The 21,448-nt window shown below is 62.8% G+C and carries 18 protein-coding genes and 1 pseudogene; 5 read left to right on the top strand and 14 right to left on the bottom strand.

Annotated elements, in window-relative coordinates:
• Positions 1-9: 9 nt before the first annotated feature.
• Positions 10-987 carry an AAA family ATPase gene (locus BoBH3_RS09870; protein WP_262330632.1) on the bottom strand — a complete coding sequence of 326 codons (978 nt, stop codon included), beginning with the start codon at positions 985-987 and terminating at the stop codon, positions 10-12.
• Positions 988-1,107: 120 nt separating this feature from the next.
• On the opposite strand from BoBH3_RS09870, the pseudogene BoBH3_RS09875 reads away from it, so the two are divergent.
• A pseudogene (locus tag BoBH3_RS09875) lies at positions 1,108-1,446 on the top strand (arylsulfatase); the annotation flags it as partial.
• 280 nt (positions 1,447-1,726) lie between these two features.
• Here BoBH3_RS09875 and BoBH3_RS09880 read toward each other — a convergent pair.
• The 5 genes from BoBH3_RS09880 to BoBH3_RS09900 form a co-directional block, all read right to left on the bottom strand.
• Positions 1,727-2,641, bottom strand: coding sequence for a formylglycine-generating enzyme family protein (locus BoBH3_RS09880; protein WP_262330633.1), 915 nt, complete (start codon positions 2,639-2,641; stop codon positions 1,727-1,729).
• A 666-nt stretch (positions 2,642-3,307) separates the two neighbouring features.
• On the bottom strand, positions 3,308-4,300 hold the full coding sequence (locus tag BoBH3_RS09885) for an HAD family hydrolase (protein ID WP_410050592.1): 993 nt from the start codon (positions 4,298-4,300) through the stop codon (positions 3,308-3,310).
• A gap of 18 nt (positions 4,301-4,318) precedes the next feature.
• Positions 4,319-5,788, bottom strand: a complete 1,470-nt coding sequence (locus BoBH3_RS09890; protein WP_262330635.1) for a DUF1254 domain-containing protein — start codon at positions 5,786-5,788, stop codon at positions 4,319-4,321.
• An 82-nt stretch (positions 5,789-5,870) separates the two neighbouring features.
• Positions 5,871-7,475, bottom strand: coding sequence for an arylsulfatase (locus BoBH3_RS09895; RefSeq protein WP_262330636.1), 1,605 nt, complete (start codon positions 7,473-7,475; stop codon positions 5,871-5,873).
• Between the two features lie 122 nt (positions 7,476-7,597).
• Positions 7,598-8,386, bottom strand: coding sequence for a hypothetical protein (locus BoBH3_RS09900; RefSeq protein WP_262330637.1), 789 nt, complete (start codon positions 8,384-8,386; stop codon positions 7,598-7,600).
• Positions 8,387-8,797: 411 nt separating this feature from the next.
• Between BoBH3_RS09900 and BoBH3_RS09905 the strand changes: the two genes are divergently transcribed.
• The 3 genes from BoBH3_RS09905 (at position 8,798) to BoBH3_RS09915 (ending at position 11,885) form a co-directional block, all read left to right on the top strand.
• Positions 8,798-9,925 carry a SphA family protein gene (locus tag BoBH3_RS09905; protein ID WP_262330638.1) on the top strand — a complete coding sequence of 376 codons (1,128 nt, stop codon included), beginning with the start codon at positions 8,798-8,800 and terminating at the stop codon, positions 9,923-9,925.
• 166 nt (positions 9,926-10,091) lie between these two features.
• Positions 10,092-10,526 carry a hypothetical protein gene (locus tag BoBH3_RS09910; protein WP_262330639.1) on the top strand — a complete coding sequence of 145 codons (435 nt, stop codon included), beginning with the start codon at positions 10,092-10,094 and terminating at the stop codon, positions 10,524-10,526.
• A gap of 21 nt (positions 10,527-10,547) precedes the next feature.
• Positions 10,548-11,885 (top strand): DUF1214 domain-containing protein, encoded by a 1,338-nt coding sequence (locus BoBH3_RS09915; protein WP_262330640.1) that lies wholly within the window; start codon positions 10,548-10,550, stop codon positions 11,883-11,885.
• Positions 11,886-12,392: 507 nt separating this feature from the next.
• Here BoBH3_RS09915 and BoBH3_RS09920 read toward each other — a convergent pair.
• The 6 genes from BoBH3_RS09920 to BoBH3_RS09945 form a co-directional block, all read right to left on the bottom strand.
• A complete protein-coding gene (locus BoBH3_RS09920; protein ID WP_262330641.1) occupies positions 12,393-12,725 on the bottom strand; it encodes a hypothetical protein in 333 nt (110 codons plus the stop codon).
• Between the two features lie 317 nt (positions 12,726-13,042).
• Positions 13,043-13,804 carry a DeoR/GlpR family DNA-binding transcription regulator gene (locus tag BoBH3_RS09925; protein WP_262330642.1) on the bottom strand — a complete coding sequence of 254 codons (762 nt, stop codon included), beginning with the start codon at positions 13,802-13,804 and terminating at the stop codon, positions 13,043-13,045.
• An 11-nt stretch (positions 13,805-13,815) separates the two neighbouring features.
• Complete coding sequence (locus BoBH3_RS09930; RefSeq protein ID WP_262330643.1) at positions 13,816-14,889, bottom strand: ABC transporter ATP-binding protein; 1,074 nt, start codon at positions 14,887-14,889, stop codon at positions 13,816-13,818.
• A gap of 11 nt (positions 14,890-14,900) precedes the next feature.
• Entirely contained in the window at positions 14,901-15,779 is an 879-nt protein-coding gene (locus tag BoBH3_RS09935) for a carbohydrate ABC transporter permease (protein ID WP_262330644.1), read from the bottom strand.
• Positions 15,780-15,781: 2 nt separating this feature from the next.
• Positions 15,782-16,684 (bottom strand): carbohydrate ABC transporter permease, encoded by a 903-nt coding sequence (locus BoBH3_RS09940; RefSeq protein ID WP_262330645.1) that lies wholly within the window; start codon positions 16,682-16,684, stop codon positions 15,782-15,784.
• Positions 16,685-16,745: 61 nt separating this feature from the next.
• Positions 16,746-18,056 carry an ABC transporter substrate-binding protein gene (locus BoBH3_RS09945; RefSeq protein ID WP_262330646.1) on the bottom strand — a complete coding sequence of 437 codons (1,311 nt, stop codon included), beginning with the start codon at positions 18,054-18,056 and terminating at the stop codon, positions 16,746-16,748.
• 300 nt (positions 18,057-18,356) lie between these two features.
• Between BoBH3_RS09945 and BoBH3_RS09950 the strand changes: the two genes are divergently transcribed.
• Positions 18,357-19,121, top strand: coding sequence for a phosphodiesterase (locus BoBH3_RS09950; RefSeq protein ID WP_262330647.1), 765 nt, complete (start codon positions 18,357-18,359; stop codon positions 19,119-19,121).
• Positions 19,122-19,241: 120 nt separating this feature from the next.
• On the opposite strand, the gene BoBH3_RS09955 is transcribed toward BoBH3_RS09950, so the two are convergent.
• On the bottom strand, positions 19,242-19,556 hold the full coding sequence (locus BoBH3_RS09955) for a hypothetical protein (protein WP_262330648.1): 315 nt from the start codon (positions 19,554-19,556) through the stop codon (positions 19,242-19,244).
• Positions 19,557-19,878: 322 nt separating this feature from the next.
• Positions 19,879-20,955, bottom strand: a complete 1,077-nt coding sequence (locus tag BoBH3_RS09960) for a helix-turn-helix domain-containing protein (protein ID WP_262330649.1) — start codon at positions 20,953-20,955, stop codon at positions 19,879-19,881.
• Between the last annotated feature and the right edge of the window lie 493 nt (positions 20,956-21,448).

Consider the following 21,448-nt stretch of genomic DNA (forward strand, 5'->3'; position numbering starts at 1 on the left):
TTCCGGCTCCTAGATCGCGACGGCAACCTGCCTGATGACCTCGTCCAGCACGTCGTCGGCGCTCGCCCCGTCGGCGCCGGCCTCGTAGCCGAGCGACACGCGGTGCCTCAGGCAATCGTGGACGACGGCCTGGACGTCCTCTGGTGTCACAAAATCGCGGCCTTTTAGCCAGGCATAGGTCCGCGAGCACTTGTCGAGCGCGAGCGATCCGCGCGGACTAGCGCCGATGGCGATCCAGTTCTTCAGCTTGTCGCCGAACTCGGACGGGCGGCGTGTCGCGGCGATCAGAGCGACCATGTAGGTCTCGACCACGTCCTTCGTCGTGACCCGATCGATCTCGGCGCGAGCGTCGAAGACGACCTGTTGCGCGATCTTGGGAGGCGGTTCCTGCGGCTTGTCCGAGGCGGCGCTCTCGGAGCGCACCAGCCGCATCACCTTCACCTCGTCAGCATCAGAGGGATAGTCGATGCGGACATGCATCAGGAACCGATCCATCTGCGCTTCCGGAAGCGGGTAGGTGCCCTCCTGTTCGATCGGGTTCTGTGTCGCCAGCACCATGAACAGTGGCGGCAGGTCGTAGCGCTTGCCAGCCACCGTGACGTGGCGCTCCTCCATCGCCTCGAGGAGGGCCGACTGCACCTTGGGCGGTGCCCGATTGATCTCGTCGGCGAGCACGAGATTGCCGAAGACCGGACCCTTGCGGAACTCGAACTGGCCGTCGGGACGCAGTATCTCGCCGCCGGTCACGTCCGATGGCAGCAGGTCGGGCGTGAACTGGATGCGGCTGAAGTCGGATTCGAGGTTCTGCGACAGGCTCTTGATCGCGCGAGTCTTTGCCAGGCCGGGCAGCCCCTCAAGGAGGACGTTGCCGTTGGCGAGCATCGCGATGACGATGCGCTCGACCACGCGCTCCTGGCCGATGATGTCCTGGTTGATGCGGCTCTCGAGATCGCGAATGGCATCGCGCGCGGTCGATCCGGCATCCATCTTCGATAAGTCCTCGTTGCAGCGGAGCGATTGTGCAGATGGGGCCCGCTCTGTCACGGCGGTAACCGTTACTGCCGCCGCTTGCCTTTCCCGCGTGATGGCCCGCGGGGCATTCGGTGGGACCTCGTAGCCTTGCGCTACGAGAACTCGAAGGTCGTGTTCAAGGAATGGCGCGCGCAAGGCACGCTGCGGATCTGGGCGGAGCCGTTCACCCCTCTGAGGGTGCCCACGATCTTCAATCTCCGCTCCGATCCCTATGAGCGGGCCGATGTCACATCGAACAGCTACCACGACTGGTTCATGTCCGACGCCGCCGGTGTAATGCTTGCGGCTCCGGCGGTTGCCGCTAACTTCCTCGCCACGTTCAAGGAGTTCCCGCCGAGCCAGCGCCCGGATAACTTCAGCATCGACCAGATCGTCGAGAGGATGCAGCGGAGCTTCGATTCCGTCGCGCGATGAGACGCGCTCGCAGAGCGATGTCCCGGTCGGGAGATCGCCCTGCGATATCGCTCATCCGTTCACGCGTTTTATCGAGCGGGCAGGCGCAGCTGCCCGTCAGGGCACCGCCGTGAGAATATCGTTGCCGAAGCCGTCGGTCTGGCGGGGCCCGTTCGAGCGATTGGCCCGGACATAGTTGGGGCCGCCGGAGCGCGGTGGCGCCGGGCCAGGGTCGAGATAGCTCTGTGGAGCGGGCGGCGGTGTGGAAACGTCCGGTCAGAGTCCTTTCGTCCGGAAGTGGTCAGGCACCGCGCACAACGCAGCGAAAACCGACGTGGCTTGTCGAGGTATCGATGGGTTCGGCGTGGCGCGCGGCCGGGCGATAGCGTCGGCAATAGCTGGGTGCGCAGAGATGCGAGCCGCCTTTGAGGACCTTCCGGGGAATGCGGATCGTCGGCTGGCGCGGATCGAAGCTGTCCGCTTCCGGCCCGCCGCGCGGGTTCTGCGGCACGCAGCAGGCCTTTGGCGCATCACCCGGATGACGCGTCGACCAGAAGTCGGCGGTCCATTCCCAGACATTGCCGATCATGTCGAAGAGACCATAGTCGTTGGCCGGATATGAGCGCACCGGCGAGGTGCGCGCCCAGCCGTCTTCCTTCAAGTTCTCGTTCGGGAAGTTGCCCTGCCAGGTGTTGGCCATGTGGCGCCCGCCCGGCGTCAACTCATCGCCCCAGGCGAACTCGCAACTCTCGCGGCCACCCCAGGCGGCGAACTCCCATTCGGCCTCGGTCGGTAGCTCCTTGCCCGCCCAGGCCGCATAGGCCTCGGCGTCGCGATAGGCGACGTGGACAACGGGGTGATCGTCGAGGCCCTTGATCGAGGAGCCAGACCCGTAGGGCTTGCGCCAGGTCGCACCGAACTTGAAGGTCCACCATTGCGACCAGTCGCGGGTATCGACCGGGTGCGACGGCGGCTCGAACATCAACGAACCCGCGCGCAGCATGTGGGGCAGAGCGCCGGGATAGTCCTTGGGGTCCGGCGCGACCTCGGCCAGCGTGACGTGACCCGTGGCTTCCACGAAGGCGCGGAACTGGCGGTTCGATACGGGTGTCTCGTCGATCCAGAAGGGATCGACCGTGACGCGGTGGCTCGGCGCCTCCTCAACGTAGTGATGGTCTGAGCCCATGCGGAAGGTACCGCCGGGAACGAACGCCATCCCGATCGGTGGATCATCGGCTCGGGATGCTTTCCGCTGGGGTGCAAGTGCGTTGACCGTCACGGGCGGAATTCCTGTTTCAAGCGCGACGATGTCATGCCGGATCAGTGTGGGCAAACGTCCCAGAAATCCTGTGTGCACTGCGGGTCGGTGTAAAGCCAGCAGTAGCCCGGCGCTGGCGGCTGCGAGTTGGCGTATGCGACCGCGGCGCAGGCTGCGACGAAGCCGATGGTGGCTCCCGAGGCAACAGCCATGCCCGGATGCCACCAATACGCAGGTGGTCGACCTCAGCCCGGTCGGATCGGAACCGGGTGATAACCGGGTCGAACGACCGCGCTTCTTCCAGCAACGACGTTACCCCTCGGTCCTCGGGCGACGTATCCGCGACCGGCGACGGCCCCTCGCGGGCCGCGCGCGACATAGCCACTACCAGCGATGGCGCCGCCTCTCGGGCCAACCATGGCACCCTGTCGGCCCGCCATCCCCCGATACTGCGCAGGTTCGACACCATAGATGGAGAGGGCTCCCAACTCAGGAACGACAGGCATCGCCGCCGTCGCCGGAAGCAGCCCCAGAAGACCGGACATCAGGATCGCGGGAAATACGAAGATCAGCTTCATGAAGTCTTCCTCGTCCTTGGCGTCCGTCCGGACGCGCATACGTTCGCTACCGGGCTTCCGGGAAGATCGTCTTCCAGTCGTTCTTCATGTCGACCACGGTCCAGCCCTTCGCCGCGGCCTCGTCGAGGGCCTTGTCGAGCTTGCCGATCTTGGACGTCCGGTCGTAGGCCCATTCCCGCTCGGCATCGGTGTGATGCACGATCAGGGCAAGCCGGGCGCCGTCACCGGCTGTCGTGTATTGCAGCATCTGAAGGTCGCCGTCGGAATTGCCGAAGGCGAGGATCGGGCGGCGTCCGATGAAGCGATTGATGCCGACGGGCTTGCCAGGCCCGTCATCGACGAACTCGACCTTGGTCTCCTTGAACAGTTCCGGTTTGCCGCTGGCGTCGAGCCGGAACTTCACCACACCCGACGAGCCGACGACCTGCTCGGGCGGGATGCCGTAAGTCTTCTCGGCGAAGACGCGCATGAACTCGACACCGCCACCCGAGACGATGAAGGTCTTGAAGCCATTCGCCCGTAGATGCCTCAGCAGCTCGATCTGCGGCTGATAGATCATCTGGTCGTATCGACGTTGCTTCGTCGGATGCCTCGCACTCTCGAGCCAATTCGCAACGGTCGACGCGAAAGCCTCGGTCGTCATGCCGGAATGCGTACGCGCCATGACGTGACCGAGGCCTTTTCGACCGTCCGCCATCAGCGCCTTGATGTCGCCGGCGAGCACGGAACGGTAAGGCTCCTTGGTCTTCAGTGACGGGTCCTGCCCGGCAAGCCTCTTAATCTCGTCGAAGGCGAACTGGCCCTGGAAATAGTTCGGTTGCTCGGCCCAGAGCGTGCCGTCATTGTCGAAAGTGGCGATGCGCTTCTCGGGCGGCACGAAGTCTGGCCCACCCTCCCGTGTCACTTTCGAGACGAAGTCGATGATGGCCTGCTTGGTCTTGCCCTCATTCCAGGACGGCATCGGGTCGGCCTGCTGGGCGAACGTCAGGCCGGGCCAACACAGGCATGCGGTTAGCGCGAGAACGGTTCGGCGAAGCATCGGCATGGTCAGGCTCCTTCAATTCGCCTTCTGCACAGGCGGCGGCGTCCAGGCGCCCTGCATGACCTCGGCCCTCGGCCAGTAGGCTCGGACGTAAAGGGAGATCTCGCCCTTCGGTGCCGGCAGCCAGTTGGCGCGTTGGCCGGGGTCGCTCGGGGCCTCGGGCTGGACGTAGATCGTGAGGGAGCCGTCCGGATTGAGTTTGAGATCCTTGTTCTTGGTCCCGACCGAGAAGCGATTGATCGGGTTCGCCACGAAGAAGTGGTGTTCGTTGTAGATCGAGAGAGACCAGAAGCCGTTGACGGCCGGGGTGCCATCCTTCGGGAAGGTGACCGTGTAGCGATTGGCGGAGTTCAAACGGGCGCCCGTGCTGTCGAGGTCCTGGTAGAAATACTTCGTCTCGTTGGGCGAGTTCACCATGATGTTCGACTTCGCCACCGCCGTGCGGGTGAAATAGTCGGTGCCGAAGGCGGACTCGTTTGAGATCGTCGACCAGTTATGCGGGAGCTGCTGGCCGTAGTTGCGGAAGTGAAAGAGCGGCGTGACCAGCTTCTCGTCAGCCTCGGCGGCACCCTCGGACATCGCCTGCTTCAGCTTGGGGTCGTTTCTCGCCGCAGTGAGGACGGCCAGCACCTGCGCATAGCGAGCCTCCTCTCCCGGAAGTGGCGGAGCGTCGGCCAGGACGAGTGGCAGCTCGTCGACGAACTTCTCCGGAAACACCCAACGCGTCTCGGTTTCGCTCGGCGGTGGTGGCGGTGCCGCGGGCAGCTTGGTCCAGTCTATCGTCTTCTCCTTCCCATCGAACTCGGCGAGCGGGTACATCACGATGGAGGGCAGGACGGATTGGATCGCCCGTTTGTCCTGTGCTGTGTCGTCCTGGAAGATGCGGGGCGCCATCAACCCGGTGTTGCTCGGGGATCGGAACACCTTGGTGATGCCGGGTGGGACCTCACCATGCCAATTGGGTCCGACGAGGAGATAGAAGCCCGGCGTCGTGCCGTACATCTTGCCGAGCTGGACGAAGCTGTCGGTGCGCAGATCGACGGTCTGATAGACCCAGAAGCGGTCACCGAAATCCGGCACCTGGATGACGACCGGGGAGATGTCGAGCGCGAGCGATCCGATGCCGTAGACGACGTCCTGGTTCGGGCAAGCAATGGAGCGCTCCTCAGGCTCGACATAGTCCGTCAGCATGGCCAGCCGATTGAGCGGCGCCTGCATCAGGGGGCCTGACCGGGCCGTCTCTTTCACCTGCGCGAAATGCAGACGGCGGTTGTAGATGTTGACCATGGGCCATGCCCAGAAATAGGCGTCCCTCCCGACCATGCGGGCATATTCCGCGGTGATCTTCACCCGCGTGTCGGGGCCGGGAGGCAAGGCGCGGCTCCATCCGGGCGACGCCTGCAAGGCGGGACCCTGAGCCAGGGCGGGCATCGCAACCAGGACCGAGGCCACCCCAGCAATCACGCTCAAACGAATTGCGGTCATCCCGGTTCTCCTCGGCACACATGTGTACGGTTCGAACGAAATCCCACGGGCCGCCTGATCGAGCAGCCCGTGGGCAGGGTGCCTATTTCGAGGCCTTGGAGGCGGTGTTCTCGAGGTTCTTCATCAGCGCATCGACCATCTGGTCGACGCTGAAGCTCGCCGGCCGCTGGCTCGGCGGGAAGTCCTTGAAGGTCTGGAGGAAGGGTGCGACGCGATAGACGCCGTACTGGATAAGGTAGGCGTTCTTGGCGAGCCAGTCGTAATACTGGTCCGAGACGACATCGGCGCGCTCCATCGGGTCCATGCGCAGGTTGAAGACCTTCGGCGCGCGCAGGCAGGTGAACGGATTGGACCAGACGGTGAAACCGCCCGGAGCGCGTTGCTCGCAGAAGACGATCTTCCAGTCGTTGAAGCGATAGGAGACCAGTTCACCGTCGTCGTTGAAATAGTAGAACTCGTTGCGTGCCGACTTGGGCTGCTGGCCGGTCAGGTAAGGGAGCTGGTTGTAGCCGTCGAGATGCACCTTGGCCTGCGCGTTCCCCAGCGACGTGCCCTTGGCCAGCTTCTCCTTGATCTCGCCGTCGCCGGCGGCGGCCACCAGCGTCGGGAACCAGTCTAGGCCCGAGATCATCTCGTTGGAGACCTCGCCGGCCTTCACGCGGCCGGGCCAGCGGATCATTGCCGGGACGCGGAAGGCGCCCTCCCAGTTCGTGTCCTTTTCGGAGCGGAACTGCGTGGTCGCGGAATCCGGCCAGGACCACTGGTTGGGGCCGTTGTCGGTCGTGTAGATGACGATGGTGTTGTTCGCGATGCCGAGATCGTCGATCGCCTTGAGGAGCTTGCCGACATCGCCGTCGTGCTCGAGCATGCCGTCGGCATAATCGTTGCCCGGCATGCCGCTGACACCCTTCATCGACTCCCGCACATGGGTGAATGCGTGCATGCGCGTCGTATTCATCCAGGTGAAGAAGGGCTTCTGCGCCTTGACCTGCCGCTGGATGAAGTCGACCGCAGCCGCGGTTGTCTCGTCGTCGATGGTCTCCATCCGCTTGCGGGTCAGCGGTCCCGTGTCTTCGATCTTGCCATCGGCCGAGGATTTGAGGACGCCGCGCGGCGAGTTGGCCTTCACGAAGGCTGTGTCGTTCTTCGGGTAGTAGGGGCGCTCAGGTTCCTCCTCGGCGTTGAGATGATAGAGATTGCCGAAGAACTCGTCGAAGCCGTGCCGGGTCGGCAGGAACTCGTCGCGATCGCCGAGATGGTTCTTGCCGAACTGGCCCGTCGCGTAGCCGAGGGGCTTCAGCGCCTGCGCGATGGTGACGTCGCGGTCCTGCAAGCCGACCGTGGCGCCGGGGATGCCGACCTTGCAAAGGCCCGTGCGAAGGCAGACCTGTCCGGTGATGAAGGTCGAGCGTCCGGCCGTGCATGAGTTCTCCGCGTAATAGTCGGTGAACATCATGCCTTCCTTGGCGATCCGGTCGATGTTCGGCGTCTTGTAGCCGACGAGACCGTGCGAGTAGGCGCTGATATTGGATTGGCCGATATCGTCGCCGAAGATGACGAGGATGTTCGGCCTCTGCTGGGTCGGGGCGGGAGCGGAGGGCGCCGGGGTGGTCTGCGAGACGGCCGGCGCGGCCCAACTCATGAAGGCGGACATGGCAACCGCTGCGAGCAATCCCTGACGTTTCATCGAGCACTCCTTCGAACGGGCGCGCAGCTTCGGCGAAGCATCCGCCTCGGCGCGCTCGCGCAAGCTGGCACGGCCCAAGCAGGGACTTAAGTCGGTAACGGTAACTGCGAACGGGCCGGGATTTATGCCTTGACCACGGCGGCAGCGACGTCCCGGACGGCCATCTCGGCGGTCCTGTCAATCAGATCGACGCAGGGCGCGTTCGACACCTCCAGGTCGCAGTGATCGCAGAGCAGGACGGCGCTGCTATCTGACTCCCAGAGGCGCCAGGAGTAGCGGCGGTGCGATCCGAGCGCATGAACCGCGATGTCTAGGCATCGTGAGGCCGGCAGGCGCGGGCCGACCGCCAGTGCACCAGCCGGATCGGCCTCGGACGGGGACCAGAACACCTTGAAACCGCATTGCCCGAGGCTCCTCATCACCGCATTGGTGAACAGGTCGCGGCGTAAGGCGCTTTCGGCATCCAGGGTTCCGGACCGGTCGCGAACCAGGATCGATCGTGCCGTAGCGGGGACCTCGGTCGGTGTCGGCTGCTCTTCGAGGTGGGTCCCGTCCACATGGGCAAAGGTCGGGACGTAGGTGCCCGCCGGCATCGAGATCCGGAGGCGGTCGTTGCGGCCCTCGCGGTCGTAGTAGGCGGCCAGGGCCGACCGGACACGGTTGGCTTCGATCCGGACGATGGGATCGACGGCGGGGTCGAAAGTCTGGTCCCGGCCGAAGACGTCGACACCGATTGTATAAGCCTTGATGCGGTCGGCATGGCCCGCAAGTGTCTCGCGGACGACGAAATCGAGGAAACGCCGATTGCGTTCGGAGAGCCGAAGGCCTGCGTGACCGACGAGCTCCTCGAGCGCGCCGATGATCACACCAGGAGGTAGCCCAGATTCATCCGCCGATACACTGCCGCCCATGCTTCGCTCCCAAGCCCGGACATGACGCATATGAGAGGTGGTGTCCCGCACCATTGCTCAACTTCGCGTCGCAAGCAACATCGCTTTGCGCTCATGAAATTGCTTCGAATTTTACGATATCAGGCGAAGAAGATCCTGCTCGGTCTCGGACGCGAGCGCGCGGTACTCTTCACATTTCTGGCTTGCATTAGCGGCGGGCGACTTGGCCCAGTATGTGACGGCCTCGCATGCGGTCTCGTAGGCTTCACAGAGTTCCGAGACAGAGGTGTCGTTCAAGAACCTCGCCTTCAGCGTCGTTCGACGATCGGGCCATCGCAGCATCAACCGCGCGAGTCCGCGTTTTCGAGTTGCTTCCATAGGCGTCCCGCCTTCACCGCGCCGGGTTGTGCCGCAGCGGAACACTCTGCCTCGGTGATCGACGAGCGCACAGTCAGTAACCGTTACCGGATGCAGGCAATCCTGCATTCCGGAGTTCGCTTGACGCTGTTGCGTGAACGCGGGAGCTTCCGCCTTCAAATGGTCGAGGCTTTCGCAATGCGGCTGATTCGAGCTGGACTTCTCATGACCGTGGCCGCTGCTGCCCTGTCGCCTTCGAGCGGTCGGGCTACGGAAGGCGGCGCCAGCCTCTTCGTTCCCGGATTCCACGGCCCCATGGCGGGCTTCGTTCCACCACCCGGCTTCTATTTCGAGACCGACCTTTATTCCTATTCGGGTCGTCAGTCGGCGCGCACGCAGACCCAGCTCGGAGGCGCCGTTGTCGCCAACGTGAAGGTTGAGGCCAGGGCCGCCTTCCTGACGCCTACATGGGTCACGCCACTCCAGATTTTCGGCGGCAACCTCGGTTTCGCCGTTTCACTCCCGTTCGGCGTCCCTCGCGTCAGCGCGGGCGCGCTGATCGCAGCGCCTCGCTTCGGGCGAACCTTCGGCATCGGTCTGCGCGATGCGGATTTCCTGTTCGGCGATCCTATCGTGTCGAGTTTCGTGGGCTGGCATCACGGCAACTTCCATTGGCAAGTGGCCGCCTCGGTCAACATCCCGTCCGGAACTTATCAGGACGGCGAGCTTTCGAACCTCTCGTTCAACCGATGGATCGGCGACTTCACCTTCGCGGCGACCTGGTTCGATCCGGTCCTGGGACTGGACGTATCGGGCGCGGTGGGGTTGGAAATCAATGGCCAGAACCCTGACACCGACTACAAGAGCGGCAATGCGATCCACGGCGATCTCGCCATCACCAAGACGCTGACCAAGGAGTGGTCGGTCGGCTTCCTTGCCTCGCACTACCAACAGATTAGTGGCGATGGCGGCGCGGGCGCGTCGCTCGGCCCCTACAAGGGGCGAACCACCGCGCTCGGCGGCCATATCAGCTACTCCTTCGAGCTTGCCGGTACACCGATAACGGCCCGCCTCAAGGTGCTTCGCGAAGTCGATGTGAAGAACCGCCCCGAAGGCACCATCGGGCTTTTCTCCATCGCCTTCCCGATCGGCCACAAGCCAGCGCCGACGCCGACCGCCGAAGCACGCGTCGTCAAGCACTAGCGATCACGCGCCTGACTGCTGGAACGCGACCCAGCGGCCTCTGTGACAGTCACTGTCCTGACGGCGTTCGACCCGGTTACTGTTACCGAATTCCGCCCCATCCCGAGCTTGCTACAACTCCAAGGCCCCAACAGCGAGGGCGCGGGAGAGGCTGATGCGTTTCAGGATGGCGATGTCGGTTCTGTTTGCCGGAATGCTTCTGGCCGTTCCGGCAAGTGCGCAGCAGGGCCAACTGGGGCCGCCGACGGGGAAAGTCCGCATCGAGCAGGTCCAGCTTGCCTTCATCGCGTCAGGCGAGATCGGCGGCGGCACGTTGACCTTCGGTGGCCGCAACTACGGCATCACGGTCGGTGGCCTTGGCGTCGGTGGCATCGGCGCCTCCAAGCTCACCGCGACCGGGACCGTCTATGGATTGAAGCGGCGCGGCGATTTTGCCGGGGCCTATGTTCAATTGCGCGAAGGATGGGCCATCGGCGACCAAGGGCGCGGCCAACTTTGGCTGCGCAACGACAAGGGGGTGACGCTGCGCCTGGCGACACGTCGCAAGGGCCTGCAACTCTCTCTGGGTGCCGACGGCGTCCTGATCGGCTTCAAGCGGTAGATCACGGTAGGGAGCGGGGACATGAAAGCGACGCTTCGCGGCCTGGCCGCACTTGCCGTTCTCGGGTCTTTCATCGTTTTTCCGGGAGCGACCCTTCAGGCGCAATCGGTGAAGGCCTCCGATCAGGAGATCAGCGACGCCTACATCTATCTTCTTGGGCGTCTGCTGATCACGCGCCAGCAGCAGGTGGACTTCAAAGAGGGCTTCAAGTGGAACGAGCTCGTCCACCGCAAGCCCGGAGAGGTTGACTGGCCGAACCCGAACCTCGACGTCGCCTATTCGGAAGCCTGGGTCGCGACGGATGAGTCGAGCTGCACGATCGTCACCGTCCCCAAGGTCGAGGGCCGCTACTACACGGTCCACTTCCTGAACGGCTGGGGCGAGACCGTCGCCAACATCAACGAACGGCTCTTTCCCAAGCGGCCGTTCGGTGAGTTCGCCGTGTGCCTTCGCGACGCGAAGGTCGACCTTCCGGCGGGGGCGACACGCATCGACCTCCCGGTGCGCACGTCCCGCGTCCTCGCCCGCGTCGAACTCGGATCCGATCCGGCTGGTGCGATCGCCTTGCAGCATCAGTTCAAGCTGAAAGCTACGGGGACACCGAAGACGCCGGCAATCGCGCCGACACCGATCTTCGAGATCGAGACCCCGCCGGGTGTCGAGGCCTTCGAGGCGGCGGCGATTGCCTTGGATGGCGAACCGGACCTCAGCGTAGGCCTGGAGGATCTCCAACGAAAGGCGCAGGAGATCGCCGAGGCAGTCAAGGAGCCGGGCGAGCGAGCTCGCGTCGATCAATCGATACGAACCCACGCCTTCACCGCCTTCGCCAAGGCCGGAGAGAGGATCGGCCATGGGACGGTGATGAATGGCTGGGCGCGGCCGGGAGTCGTGGGCGAATATGGCCTAGACTATCTGGCGCGAACGCTGGTCAACAACGGCGGTATCTGGGCCAACATCAAGCCGGAGGTGCTGTATTATCGCGGGAGCCGGGATCGGGACGGTAATGAACTCAGCGGTGACCACGTCTACACCCTGACATTCCCGAAGGACCAACTCCCCGCGCAGTCCGCGACCTTCTTCTGGTCAGTGATCGCCGTCGATGGGCACCGCTTCCGCGTCTTGCCGAACCCGTTGAACCGCTTCCTGATAAACAACCAATCGAAACTGACATTCGGCTCGGACGGCTCCCTGACCCTGTACTTCAGCGATAAAAAGCCCGCGGACGCGCCCGATGGAAACTGGCTACCGACTCCAACGCCGAAGGGTGGAAAATACCGGCTGACCTTCCGGTTCTACCGACCGACGGAAGGCGTGGCGAACGGCACCTATTTTCCGCCGCCGCTGATCCGGCGCCAGTGATGCTAGTGATCGGGGCTTTCGGCTTCTCTCAGCCTCTAGCCGCCGCGCATTCCAGGCACGCAGCGATTGGATTTCCGCAGTCATGTCTCGCGAGGGCGTCGAGTCGCGACATACCACAATGCCAAGATAGACACCGTCTTATGACACCCTAGCTCCGGCCAGGAATCGTTTGACTGACGTGAGCCTGAGGCGCGTTTTACCGGCGCCGACAGGCACTGCCACGCAGCGCTAATTCCGCTGTCGTGTTCTTTTCTTGAAGCGCCGGATCGAGAACGAAGCGATCGCTCCTGCGAAGCGTGGCAGGATGAGGTGCATCCGTCCTGCATCCGAACCGGGCTGCACACAACTTGGCCCGGCTAACCATCCGAGCGGTCGGGAGCTTGAGCCTCCAGGTGGAATACAGTTCGAAGATTGGCATGAGATCGTCGTCGGAGGTTTGCGCCGAGGCCGGATATCCTGCAGCTCCGCCGGATCTTCTTCGCACAGTGGAACGAGGCGCGCGAACTGTCAGGCGGCGGCCTTGCCTTGCAGCCTAAGACGGACACCGAGGGCATCGTCCAGCTTTGATTTCGTGCTCGTCATCGTTTCGGATTTCATTTCGCTTTGAGTGAGGCCGAGGATTTTCGCGACCTCGGCCCGGGCCTTTCGAACGAACTCGATGAATCCTTGATGGCGGGCCGATCTGCCGAGGACAGCATCGATGGCGTCGAGGGTCCACAGAACCGTCGCCCAGCATTCGAGGAAGCCCACCGGCATCCCGGTATATTCCTTCGCGATCATCAGCCGGGTGATGGGCGGGCGGTTCCCGCAGAAGAAGGCGGAGATGACGCGCAGTGCCATCCTAGGCCAGCCTTGCTCCTCCGAAGTGGCGTCGAGACCATTCGGCAGTTCAGGGTACCGCGCCTTGTAAAGCAGGAGCGTCAGCCAGAACCGCACACGCAGCACGTCGCTAGGCCCCAACGGACCGGCAGCCCCGGTGATATTGGCCGCATATTGGTGGATCAGTCGTTCGAACTGCTTCGGATCGATGTCCGAGTTCCGCCACGCTGCTCGGCATCGCCGCATCGCACTGGTGGCCCTTTTTTGCGATGAAGAGGGCGAACCGGCTCAAAGCTTCGGAGGACTGACAAGCCCAAGCTGCAAGATCGAGACCGAGGTCACGACGCTATGACCACCTCGGCGTGATCCAGCGCGAGCGCTACTCCCTCATGCGGCGGGGCATCGCTGACGAAAACGTTCACGGACTGCCAATCGCAGACGTGTATCAGGCCATGTCGTGCGTATTTCGAGCTATCGAGCAAGAGCATGACCCTTTCCGCCAACGGGATCATCGCGCGTTTGAACTCCGTCTCGAACATGTCGAAATCCATGCACCCGCGGACTGGCGACGCCGCTGCGACCGACATGACGAACAGGCCCGGCGCGAACTGACTGGCGAAGTCGATGGCCGAAGGGCCGACGATCGTACGGTCCTCGGCCCGAAGCTCGCCGCCGGGAAGGATCACCCGGTGCTGGGGGCCGGCTGACGACAGAATGCTCGCGACCTCGAAAGAGAAGGTGATAGCCGTGAGGCGGCTGCGCTTTTTCGCAAGTTCGCGGGCCAGGAAGCAGGAGCTCGAGCTGTTGTCGAGCAGGATGGTCGCCCCATCCTCGATGAGCTCGGCCGCCGCGATCGCGATACGCCGCTTGGCGACGGCCTGCTCCTGCAGACGGCGCTCGAACGGCGCCTCCCAGCCGACATCGTTGAGCCGGACGCCCCCGTGGAACCGCTCGACGATGCCGTTCTCCGCAAGCGACTTGAGGTCCCGGCGAATGGTTTCGTCGGAGACCTGAAAGTGATCGGCGAGATCGAGCACCGTGCTGGCCTGTATCTCGCGCAGCCAGCCGACGATCTGCTGCTGCCGCAAAGTCTGGGACATTCTGCGATCTCTTAAATGGCTGCGAGCGCGCGCCCGCTGGTGGCGTCGAACAGGCGGGCCCGGGTCAGATCGAAAGACAGCGAGACCTCGGCTCCGCTTTCCGGGGCCTCGGACACCGGCATGCGGGCGACGATGCGGTCCTGACCGATTAGAATTTCCGCCAGTGCTTCGGAGCCGATCAGTTCGGTGCGTTCGACGATGCCCCTCGTCATGCCCTCAGCGGGCCGGGTCAGCCGAATCTCCTCGGGACGCACGCCGAGAAACACGTCGGCAGCGCCAGGGCGCGCCGCCAATGTCGTCGTGAAGCGCTCGTGCTGGAGCAGGCTACCCTCGCCGTCCGGCGTTACCGCGCAGCGCAGCAGGCTCATCTCGGGTGTGCCGATGAAGGTGGCGACGAATGTGTTGGCCGGGCGCATGTAGAGCTCCATCGGCGGGCCGACCTGCTGCAGGCGACCTTCGGAGAGGATCGCAACGCGGGTGCCCAGCGTCATCGCCTCGATCTGGTCGTGCGTAACGTAGATGACCGTCAGGCCCAGTTCCTTGTGCAGGCGCTTGAGCTCGCCGCGCATGCGCGTGCGCAGCTTGGCGTCGAGATTGGAGAGCGGCTCGTCGAAGAGGAAGACCTTGGGCTGGCGCACCAGCGCCCGGCCGATCGCCACACGCTGACGTTCACCGCCGGAAAGCTGGTTCGGCTTGCGGTCCAGCAGATGCGTGATGTGCAGGATCTCCGCCGCTTCGCGGATACGCCTGTCAACCTCGACCTTGCCGAGATTGGTGGTCTTGAGCAGGCCGAAGGCCATGTTCCGATAGGCGGTCATATGCGGGTAAAGCGCATAGGACTGGAACACCATGGCGATGTCGCGCTTCTGCGGCTGGGCGTGCGTGACGTCTGCACCGTCGATGAGCAAGCGGCCGGAGGTGATGTCCTCCAGCCCCGCGATCATGCGTAGCGTTGTCGACTTGCCGCAGCCCGAAGGGCCGACCAGCACCATGAATTCCTTGTCGGCGACGGTCAGATCGACCGCGTGCACCGTCGGGCGGCCGGCATAGGCCTTGCTCACGCCCTTAAGAACGACCTCGGCCATGATCCCGATCCTTACTTGAGTCCGGCGTGCATGAAGCTGTCGACGAAGCGACGCTGGAAGATGACGAAGAGCAGCAGCAGCGGCGAGACCACGACGACGGTTGCCGCCATAAGGCGCGTCCAGTCGGCACCACTGTCGGATTTGGCGAGCAGCCCGAGCCCGATCGGCAGGGTGCGCACGCCCTCGCTGTTGGTGACGAGCAGCGGCCACATGTAGTCGTTCCAGTGCGTTACGACGGTGATGATGCCGAAGGCGATCAGCGTCGGTTTCACCAGCGGCAGGTAGACGTGCCAGAGAATGCCGAAATGTCCGCAGCCGTCGAGGCGCGCCGCATCGGCGAGTTCCGTCGGCACCTGCCGGAAGGCTTGTCGCAGCATGAAGGTGCCGTAACCGGAAGCGACGAAGGGCACGATCATCGCCGGCAGCGAATTGAGGATGCCGAGTTCTCGCACCGTGACGAAGTTGGTCAGGAAGGTCGCGTAGATCGGGAACATGATCTGCAGCAGGAACAGCGTGAAGAGCAGGTTCTTGCCGGGGAAATTCAGCCGCGCGAAGGCATAGGCCGCGAGTGTGATGGTTGTGAGCTGGGCGACCAGGATGCCACCCGTCACCAGGATCGAATTGACGAGATAGGTGCCGAACGGCGCGACCGAGAGGGCTGCCGGGTAGTTGCCCCATTCCAGCGCCTGCGGCCAGAATCCTGCGGCGGGATCGAAGACCTCGGTGCGCGCTTTGAGCGACGTCACGAGGATCCAGAGCAACGGGCTCAGCCAGAGCAGCGCAATCGGCACGAGCACCAGATGAAGCCAGCCGCGCCGAAGGGCGGCGAGGGCAGGGCGGGGACCAGTGAGCACCGGCACCGAGGTTGTCTCGGATGAAAGGCTCGTCATGCTCAGCGCCCCAGATAGTGAATGCGCCGGCCGAAGACGGTGGCGATCACCGCGATCAGCCCGCCGACGAAGAGCAGCAGAACGTTGGCGAGTGTCGAGGCATAGCCGATGTCCTGATACTGGAAGCCGTTCTGGTAGATGTAGAAGGTCAGCACGTTGGTGGCGTCCGCCGGCCCGCCATGCGTCATGACGTAGACGTAGTCGAAGATCTGGTAGGAATGCAGCAGGCCGATGATGACGACGAAGTAGAGCGTCGGCGAGATCAGCGGCAGCGTGATGTGGATCAGGCGGTGCCAAGCCGAGACGCCATCGAGACGTGCCGCTTCATAGAGGTCCGAGGGCACGAGCTTCAGGGCCGCCAGAAGGATCAGCATGAAGTAGCCCGAATATTTCCAGACGCTCATCACCATGATGGCCGGCAGCGCCCAGGTGCTGTCGTAGAGCCAGGCGGTGTCGGGCAGGCCTATCAGCCGCAGCCCCTGATTGATCGGACCGTAGCTCGCCGAATAGAGGAAGACCCAGACCATGCCGGCTGCGACCGACGGGATCATCACGGGATAGAAGAAGGCGGAACGGTAGATCGCCATGCCGCGTAGCTTGGAATCCAGCGCCACCGCCATCAGCAACGCACAGGTGATCGCCACGGGGATGGTGATGATCGTGTAGAAGGCGGTATTGCCAAACGCCTTCCAGAACAGGCGATCTTCCCAGAGGCGCTGGTAGTTCTCCAGGCCCAGCCAGATGATCTTGCTGTCGCCCAGCACCACGTCGTGGAAGCTGAACCAGATCGAGCGCAGGATCGGCCAGTAGGTGAAGGCCGCCAGGAAGACGAGCGACGGCAGCAGCAGCAGATAGGCGAGGCCAGCCTCGCGGATGCGGGCCTGAAGCGTGGCGCCGACGACCATTCAGACGTCTCCGGAGTTGCGAAGGACCGCCCGCCGCGAAGGCGGCGGGCGGCAATAGCGATCAGCCGCGGCGACGCAGCAAGCGCTGGATCTCGCGATTGGAATTGGCGTTGGCTTCCTTAAGCGCCGCATCCGGCTTGATCTCGCCGGCCAGCGTGCGGTCGAGCGCACTCTTCAGATATTCGCGGACCTTGCTGTAGCCCGGAACCTGGAGGAAAGCGCCGGCATAGGCCGACTGGTCGAGCGCGACCTTGGCCTGCGGAACGTCCTTGAGATAAGCCTTCATCTCGGGCGTCTCCCAGGACGACTTGCGCACGGCGAGATAGCCGGTGTCGCGGCCCCATTGGGACTGCACCTCGGTGCTGGTCATCCAGCGGGCGAAGGCCCAGCTCGCCTCGATCGCGGCGTCAGACTGCTTCTTGGCGATCATGATCGGACCGCCGCCCTGGCACGCGCCGAAGGTCTTGTTCTTCGGCATGAAGGCCACGTCCACTTCGAAGGAGGACGACTTGCGCAGGTTCGTGAGCGACCCGGTCGAGTGGTAGAGCATGGCGGTGCGCCCGGCCATGAAGTCGTTGGCCGAGCCTTCCCAGGTCGAAGCCTTCGGCATCACGCCGGCCTGCTCCATCTTCACCCAGAATTCCAGCGCGTCGAGCGCGGCCGGATTGTCGAACAACACCTTGTCCTTGGTCCACGGCACCAGTTCGTTCTGGCGGCAGTAGCACTCGAAGATCCAGTCGTGCCAGCCGCCGCCGATGGTCAAGCCCCAGCGCTTCAGCTCGCCCTTGTCGCGGATCGTGAGCGCCTTTGCGACGTCCATGAGTTCGGTCCAGGTCTCCGGAGCCTTGGCGATGCCGGCTTCCTTCATTGCGGTCTTGTTGAGATAGAGCACCGGTGTCGAGGGCTGGAAGGGCAGCCCGTGGAGCTTACCGTCCGAGACGCAGGTCTCGAGGAAGCCCGGGATGAAGTCCGTGTAGATGTCGTCGGCCTTGGCCTTGGCGGTAATGTCGGCCAGGCCGTCCAGGCCAAGGAATGCCTGCAGCGCCGAGTTGATGGGCAGGAAGGTCGACGGAGGGTCGCCGACGCCCATGGCTGTCATCACCTTCTGCTCGGTGTTGTCGTAATTGCCGGCGTAGATCGCCTCGACCTCGATCGCCGGGTGGGCGGCGTTGAACTTGCTGATCATGCCGGCGACGAGCTTGTTGATGTCACCAGAGACGCCAACAGGATACATGAACTGAAGCTTGGTCTTGGCCTGAGCCTGAGCGCCGCGCAGGAACGTGGCGCTCGCGACTGTGGCGGCGCCGGTGGTGAGAAGGCGGCGACGCGAGATTCCATGCGGGGCTTGGCCGAATGTGGATTTGCTCGACATTTACAACTCTCCAGGCGACGTGGGGACAACGGGACCTGGAAACCAATCGCGGTTGCCGGGCCGACCTCTGACGAGCCACGACGCGCCTGATCGCGTCATGCGCAATCGCCGAGCCGTCCGGGCGTAAGCGCTTCTGCTTTCCGACCATGACAGTGGCATTACGCGAAGGAGGATAAAATTGGATAAGCGGCATTAAATTTATACAATCTGCACAAATATCCACATTTCGCCTCAGATCCCTTGACGAAATGCCTGCCGGCGAAGCATGCGCAGAAAGGCGCATGCAGGGACGAGGGGACAATGCTCATTCTGCAACTCACTGATTTTCACGCCGTCGCCGAGGGCAAATTGGTCGGCGGCGTCGATACGCGCTTGGCGTTCACGCAACTGTTGAGAAGCGTGGCGCAACTGGATCCGCGTCCGGACATGATCGTCGTCAGCGGCGACGTCGGTGATGACGGCACGGATGCCGAGTATGCCTTCGTGGCGGCCGGACTGCGTGGGCTCGGCGTGCCCTTCGTCGTCGTGCCGGGCAATCACGATCTCAGGGAACCACTGCGCCGGGCCTTTAGTGAGGAAATGGGGCGCGCCGCCTCTCACCTTGCCTTCCAACGTCACATCGGCGGCGTTCGGATCATCGGCCTCGACACGCTCGTGGAGGGGCACGCCCATGGCGCCTTATCGGACGAACAGCTCCATTGGCTCGAGAAGGAGCTCAACGATACCGGCACCAAGCCGACCCTGATCGTGATGCACCACCCACCCTGTCAGACCGGGATTCCGTCGATGGATGCAATCGGCCTGAGATTGGGCCGCGAGTGGCTGATGGAGCTGTTGGAACGGCGCGCCGACATCCTCGGCATCCTGAGCGGCCATGTCCATCGGGCTATCTTCACGCGCTTGGCGCAGATACCCGTCGTCATTGCGCCGTCGGCAACTTATCAGTTCGCGCTGGATTTTGTCCGGACAGGAGTGTTCGAGATCGTGCAGGAGCCTCCTCAGCTCATGCTGCATCAGATCAGTGAGGGCAAGGACGCAATAACGAGCTATCTCGTTCCCGCATGAGGCGTGAAAAAATGCTATGCGCCACTTCCGGACATTGGGCCCACTCCCGAAAGCGGACCGACGCCGAGCGCGTGCCGCTGTCGCATCAGAAGTCCTAAGTCCCTTAGTCTCCTCCGCTACTCACTCGCTACTGAAACTCTCAAACTCGTCGGCCTCATCGTCATATAGGAGCTTCATGAGCATGACATAACGATTGAGGGAGGCCATGCTGATGTCACGAACACATCGCTCACGCAGCTTGAAAACTTCAACGTGAATACCTTGACGTAGATTTGCGGTGTGGAGGTTGAACAGCTCGCTACGCTCAAGCATGCGAGCGAGTTCCTTGTCCCAGGCAGAACAGGCGCGAGCCTGACGCGTCGCCGATTGCGCACCTTCAGCGAGGCCGCCGCACAAGATGCAGAGGTTCACAGCGAATACCGCAAATCTTCTCATGCGCGCCTCCTGGGTTCAAATGGTTTGAACGGGGAATTGAGTTTTCACGCGCCCGGTGCCGCTACCGCTCGTCCCAAGCGCGTTCTGCAAGGGGGGTAGCTGCGCGATGCTGGACGACGAAGACGGACTCGTTCAAGTATCGGGAAATTGTTTATTGCCGAATTTGTCGATCCGCTGCCGGATTTGTCCCCGGCGTCCAATCTTGGAGTGGAGACCAAAGCGGAGAGCTTTTCGCCGAAAACTAGGATGCCGTCGCCGCGCGAGAGCCGGGAAATTGCAGCAGAAAATTTGTGGAGCCTATCTGGTTTCAGGATCTATCAAATCATAGACGGTTTAGATCCTTTGGAAGCTCAGAGTGTGCGTGGCTTATTCGAATAGACGCATACCGGGCGATTTCAGTCGGAGTTTTGCCGAAGCGGCGACGAAAGGCGGCCCCAAAGCGCGCCGTATTGGTGAAACCGTATCGCCGGGCAATGGTTGTGACTGAGGCGTGGCCTAGGCTCCGAGCAAGATCGGCATGGGCAAGATCAAGTCGAACAGCGTGCAATACGGCCAATGGGGTTTTGCCGCGAAAATGCCGGAAGACAGTGGTCAAGGTTCGCAAACTGCACCCCGCAGCCGCAGCGATGTGCGACATTCGGATGGGCTCGGCGCCATGGGCGCGCATGAAATCCTCTGCGCGTCTAACATAGGCCGGCATTGGGTTTCCGGCTGAGTCGGCGAGCCGATCGGAATAGTTATGCGCCGCGCCCCTCAGAAGAAGCGAGATGAGCGCGTCTGTCAGTGATGCGAGTGCGACTGGGCTACTGGCAATGCCGTCCCTGCGTTGGAACTCCGATGTAACGAAATCGAGCAGACTTTTCAGACTGGCCGTCAGCCCGGAGCCCCAATCGAGGCCGGGCTCGAAAATGAGCGGCCGACGCAACCCCTCATCCAGCATTTGTTCCAGCACCCTTTCAATATCCGCGACCTTCAAAAACACATTCGTTCGAACGTTGTCGTCACTGAACAAAAGACGGCCGCCTGGGCTGGGTCTCCAAGCGAGGCCAGATTGTTTTGTGGCGGTCGTGGAGCTGCCCTTTTGCTCCAAGGTTGCATGGCCCGCGAGCATCGTCGTGAAGCAATAGAGGCTCCCTTCATCGCCATCTACTGTTACCTCTGTGCTGAAACTGCTCTCGACAAAACTCGCCAAGATCGAGCCAGCCCCGCGCGTCGCGAGTGTGAAGATTGGTTGTTCTGAGCGCGGGCGCCAGAGAGCACGATCCTGCAGTTGGTAGGTGTAAGTACGATTTGACTGTGTGGCCCGCTCAACCACGCAAATCTTGCCGCTCAAATCCTCCAGGGCCTTGGCCCGGACGATATTGAACATTGTCAGCACTGGGTCGCTCGTCACGGCCATCGCGGTCTCCGTCCAGCCTCAATGCTGTGACGCAAGCAAACTGAGACAAAATCGGCAGTCGTTCGACAAATTCGGCGGCGCACTTAAAGCACGCTTGAAATCGTGGTTCCCCACTACATCAAACGTTAGCACATATGACGACGCTGCGTCAGCAGCGCCTGCGTCATAGTCCTGCCTCCGGACAATTCGGTGCGGGCCGCGCTTGTCGAGCTATTCAGGCATTTGGAGATATCGAAATGCTGGAGTTGATTGTGATCATAGGCGGTCTATTTCCTGCACTCGGAGAGATATCCCGGCCTATTGTAACGCATGTTCAAACTGCGAAATGCGTCGATCTATCTTCTCGTTCTTCTCCACCGAACACTCGCCGCGGTGAACTCGTTAACAAGGTCGGCCCCACGGGCTGCGAAAGGCATGTCTTCATGTAAATCGCAGCGACGGGCTTATAGGTGTTCCGACGAGAACGCCCATCCGCCTTTGGGTGATGCGCAGC

The sequence above is a fragment of the Allobosea sp. BH3 genome (assembly GCF_025499465.1).
Taxonomy (GTDB): Bacteria; Pseudomonadota; Alphaproteobacteria; order Rhizobiales; family Beijerinckiaceae; genus Allobosea.